General features: G+C 67.5%; 5 protein-coding genes. 4 read left to right on the top strand and 1 reads right to left on the bottom strand.

The genetic code is table 11. The features are described from left to right. Nucleotides 1-335 precede the first annotated feature (335 nt). Both ABCR83_RS32265 and ABCR83_RS32260 read left to right on the top strand, forming a co-directional pair. Nucleotides 336-1,859, top strand: a complete 1,524-nt coding sequence (locus ABCR83_RS32265) for an amino acid permease (RefSeq protein WP_462698817.1) — start codon at nucleotides 336-338, stop codon at nucleotides 1,857-1,859. Between the two features lie 51 nt (nucleotides 1,860-1,910). Further along, entirely contained in the window at nucleotides 1,911-2,366 is a 456-nt protein-coding gene (locus tag ABCR83_RS32260; RefSeq protein ID WP_462698816.1) for an Lrp/AsnC family transcriptional regulator, read from the top strand. 4 nt (nucleotides 2,367-2,370) lie between these two features. Here ABCR83_RS32260 and ABCR83_RS32255 read toward each other — a convergent pair whose 3' ends face one another. Next, on the bottom strand, nucleotides 2,371-2,856 hold the full coding sequence (locus tag ABCR83_RS32255; RefSeq protein WP_462698815.1) for an NUDIX domain-containing protein: 486 nt from the start codon (nucleotides 2,854-2,856) through the stop codon (nucleotides 2,371-2,373). Nucleotides 2,857-3,121: 265 nt separating this feature from the next. On the opposite strand from ABCR83_RS32255, the gene ABCR83_RS32250 reads away from it, so the two are divergent. Further along, nucleotides 3,122-3,988 (top strand): helix-turn-helix domain-containing protein, encoded by an 867-nt coding sequence (locus ABCR83_RS32250; RefSeq protein WP_462698814.1) that lies wholly within the window; start codon nucleotides 3,122-3,124, stop codon nucleotides 3,986-3,988. Then, the coding region (locus ABCR83_RS32245) for a DUF397 domain-containing protein (protein ID WP_462698813.1) at nucleotides 3,979-4,252 on the top strand (274 nt) is incomplete at its 3' end. The genes ABCR83_RS32250 and ABCR83_RS32245, both read left to right, overlap by 10 nt.

The raw sequence follows: 4,252 nt of genomic DNA, 5'->3' as shown, positions 1-4,252 counted from the left end.
CCAGAAGATCGACGGGGCGAAACAGCAAGGCCCGGATTAACCAACAGGGTCCGGTTTCCGGGCCGCGCCCCTTTTTGCCGCTCGTTTTTGTTGCTCGCGTACCGATTCATGACACGGCGGTGCAACGATCACGCATTACGGGCTCCGCGACGCAACGTTCGCACACACATACGCAATAATGGTGCATTACGAGCGCAACTACCCACCTCATAGGGTCTGCGCTGTACGTGGAGTGGCGGGTACCGCTTGCTCGGCGGTTCCCCCATCCATCCGGGTTCGCTCCGCCTTGCCTTCGGTCACCGCGCTCGACTTCGCAGCGATCAAGGAGCCACCACGTGTTGGACCAAGGCACAGCGCCCCCCGCCGTCCGCCGGGCGCCCGCCGGTTTCGGCGCCCGCCTGATGCGCCGCAAGCCGGTCGAGCGCCTGGTCGCCGAGGGCGGCCAGGGCGAGGGCGGCACGCTGCGGCGCTCGCTGGGCATGTGGCAGCTGACGATGATCAGCATCGGGGCGACCCTGGGCACCGGCATCTTCGTGGTGCTCGGCACGGCGGTGCCGAAGGCCGGCCCGGCCGTCGTCATCTCGTTCGTCATCGCCGGAGTCACCGCGCTCTTCTCCGCCCTGTCCTACGCGGAGCTGGCCGGCTCCATTCCGGTCTCGGGCTCCTCCTACTCCTATGCCTACGCCACCCTCGGCGAGCTCATCGCCTGGGTCTGCGGCTGGTGTCTGATCCTCGAGTACGGCGTCTCGGTCGCTGCCGTCGCCGTCGGCTGGGGCCAGTACCTCAACGAGCTTCTCGACGGCATCTTCCATGTCACCATCCCGGCCTCGCTCGCCAGCCCGCCCGGCGCCGGCGGGGGAGTCTTCAACCTGCCCGCGCTGCTGGTGGTGCTGCTGTGCATGGCCTTCCTGCTCGGCGGAGCCAAGGAGAGCGCCCGCGCCAACGCGATCATGGTCGGGGTGAAGATCGTCGCCCTGCTGCTGTTCTGCGCCGTGGCCTTCACCGGCATCCGGGCGGGCAACTACGCGCCCTTCATGCCGCTCGGCCTCGGCGGGGTCAGCGCGGCCGGCGCCAGCCTCTTCTTCTCCTACATCGGCTTCGACGCCGCCTCCACGGCGGGCGAAGAGGCCAAGAACCCCAAGCGCGACCTGCCCCGCGCGATCATGCTCTCGCTGCTGATCGTCACCGCGCTGTATGTCCTGGTCGCGGCCATCGCGGTCGGGGCCATGCCCTGGGGCGACTTCCAGGGCTCCGAAGCGGCGCTCGCCGGGATCATGAAGGACGTCACCGGCCAGGGCTTCTGGTCCGTCCTCCTCGCGGCCGGCGCCGTCATCGCCATCGCCAGCGTGGTGCTGACCGTCCTCTACGGGCAGACCCGCATCCTCTTCGCGATGGCCAGGGACGGCCTGGTCCCCAAGACCTTCGCCAAGGTCAGCCCGCGCAGGGGCGTCCCGGTCGCCAACACCGTGATCGTCTCGCTGTTCTGCGGCATACTCGCCGCGGCCGTCCCGCTCGACCAGCTCGCCGACGCCACCAGCATCGGCACGCTGTTCGCCTTCGCCCTGGTCAACGTCGCCGTCATCGTCCTGTTCTTCAAGCGCCCCGACATGCCCCGCAACTTCCGGGTGCCGCTCTCCGGGGTCCGGCTGCCGCTCGGCAAGGGCGTGCGGGTGCCGCTCGCGCCGGTCTTCCCGGCCATCGGCTTCGGCCTGTGCCTGTTCATGATGACCAGGCTCCACGCGGTCACCTGGAAGGTGTTCGGCGGCTGGCTGGCCGCCGGGCTGGTCGTCTACTTCCTCTACGGCATGCGGCGCTCGCGGCTGGCCCACGAGGAGGCTGCCGGTACTCCGGGCACGTGATCTACTTCTGGTGGCAGCAGCAGGTCCCCGTAGAAAAGTGATCCACCCGCAGTGCGACTCAATGAGCTCGACGAACGTATCGTCCACGCCCTGGCCGAGGATGCCCGGCGCTCCTACGCCGACATCGGCGCCGAGGTCGGCCTGTCCGCTCCGGCGGTCAAGCGGCGCGTCGACCGGCTGCGCACCGAAGGCGCCATCACCGGCTTCACGGTCCGGGTGGATCCAGCGGCGCTGGGCTGGGAGACCGAGGGCTTCATCGAGCTCTATTGCCGCCGCAACACCTCGCCCGAGGCGATCCACCGGGGACTGTCGCGCTACCCGGAGGTGGCATCCGCCTCCACGGTGACCGGTGAGGCCGACGCCATCGTCCAGGTCTTCGCCTCCGACATGCGGCACTTCGAGCGCGTACTGGAACGGATCGCGGGCGAGCCGTTCGTCGAGCGCACCAAGTCGGTGCTGGTGCTGTCGCCGCTGCTGCGCCGCTTCACCTCGGGCGCGCCGTCCTGACCCGCTACGCCGCGGCCGCGCAGGCGGGTTGTCCCGCGTGCAGTTCGGCGAACGTGCCGGTGCGGGCGGCACGCAGGGCGACCCGGATCCGGCGGGCCTGGTATGCGGTGCAGTAGTCGTCCAACTCGTCCTGGCCGAGCCATTTATAGGCGGCGAGGGCGGCCCGTCGGCCGTCCACCGGGCGCGGAAGCCGGATGCGGACGTCCTCGGCGAGGGTCGGTACGCGGTAGACGAAGTCGATACGCGTGGGGGAACCGGTCCGCTGGTCGCCGGGGATCAGGTCCGTCATGACCAGCCGGATCGGGGGGACGGTCAGGCCGGTTTGCACCTCCACGGCCCGGACCATGGCCTCCCAGGTGGGCTGGGCCCCGGTGGCGGCGCCCCCGGGAAGGCGGAAGTTCCGATCAGCCCGGTTGTCGGCCGATGACACGGCGAGCACGGTGCCGTTGGGCTTGAGCATCAGCGCCAGGGCGTGAATGTGGGTGTGCATGCGCGGTTCCTACTCTGGAGCGTGGCATGGGAACTCACTACCGAACGTAGCGATCCGGTGGCACAACCAGCTTGGAGCGTGGAAAAGTTGGTGCGCAAGCCACGGTGAGGTTTTCGCCGAACTGGCATATTTGGCGTGCAGGGCACGGGGTTTTGCGCGGTGGGCATGGGGTACGGGCCGGTGGGCGCCGGTACTTCGGAGCTGTCCAGCAGCACTGCCGAGCAGGACACGGGCGCTGCCGCGCAGGGCACGGGAGGGCGCGCGCATGGCAGTCAAAACGGGGCCGACAATCCGGCGGATCCAGCTCGGCAAGGAGCTCAAACGGCTCCGTGACCGGGCCGGGTTGTCGCTGGAGGAAGCGGTCAAGGGGTTGGGCTTCAGCGATACGAAGCTCTGGCGCGTCGAGCACGGGACGACGAGCCTCGACAAGGTGTCCGACCTTCGCAGTCTGTGTGAGCGGTATGGGGTGGAGGACGAGGAGGACGTCGAGTTCTTGATTCAGATCCAACGCGACTCGTTGAGTCGCGACTGGTGGATCCCGTTCCGGAACGTCCTGCCATCCGGCATGACGATGTTCGTCGGCCTGGAGCGCGATGCGCGTCGGGTACGTGCTTGGCAGCCGCTGGTCGTGTTCGGGCTGCTGCAATCGGAGCGGTACGCACGATCGATGTTCGAGACCGCGAAGCCTGTCGAGGAGAGGACGACCGAGTTTGTCGAGCGCAGTCTCCAACTGCGCATGGAACGCAAGGAGATGATCACCAGATCCAAGGACCCACTGGAGCTCTGGGTCGTCATGGCCGAGGCGGCCATCCGTAACACGCTGGGTGGACCGGAGGTGATGCGTGAGCAGTGTGCGCACATCATTGAACTGTCCCAGCTCGACAACGTGACGGTGCAAATCCTTCCTTGGTCTACGCCGACCTTCCGGTCCAGTACCAACTTCACGCTGCTGGACTTCGCTTCGCCGGTGGCAACAGTCGTCCAAACCGACTTCGTCGAATCGGTGAACATCGTCGACAAGGACACTGAGGTCTGGAAACACACGCGCAGATTCGACGCGATGAGCGCGAGCGCACTCAGCCCTGTTGAGACCCCTGCTTTCCTGGAACGGTTGGCAAGAGAATGGACATAGCCATCAATGCGTACCCGACGGTCCGAGAAGTGGCCGACGAATCGCCCTGGTTCAAGTCCTCCTACAGCGGAGAGAACGGGACCAACTGCGTCGAGGTGGCAAACGTCGTGGCGTACGTTGGCATACGCGACTCCAAGACCAGGACCGGCCCGGCTCTCCTCATGCCGGCCGCCGCCTGGGCCGCGTTCATCGGATACCTCCGAGGAGATCCCCGCCTTCAGGCGGGGGAGGAATCGGACTTCTGCGGAGCAGGGCAAGGGGCTG

This window comes from Streptomyces xingningensis, from assembly GCF_054957865.1.
Note: the sequence above shows the minus strand (reverse complement) of the source record. Positions and strands in the feature narration are given on the sequence as shown.

What these genes read in the sequence shown, in the direction of transcription:
- ABCR83_RS32255 (WP_462698815.1), bottom strand. Translation starts at nt 2,856, where the DNA reads ATGCACACCCACATTCACGCCCTGGCGCTGATGCTCAAGCCCAACGGC.
- ABCR83_RS32250 (WP_462698814.1), top strand. Translation starts at nt 3,122, where the DNA reads ATGGCAGTCAAAACGGGGCCGACAATCCGGCGGATCCAGCTCGGCAAG.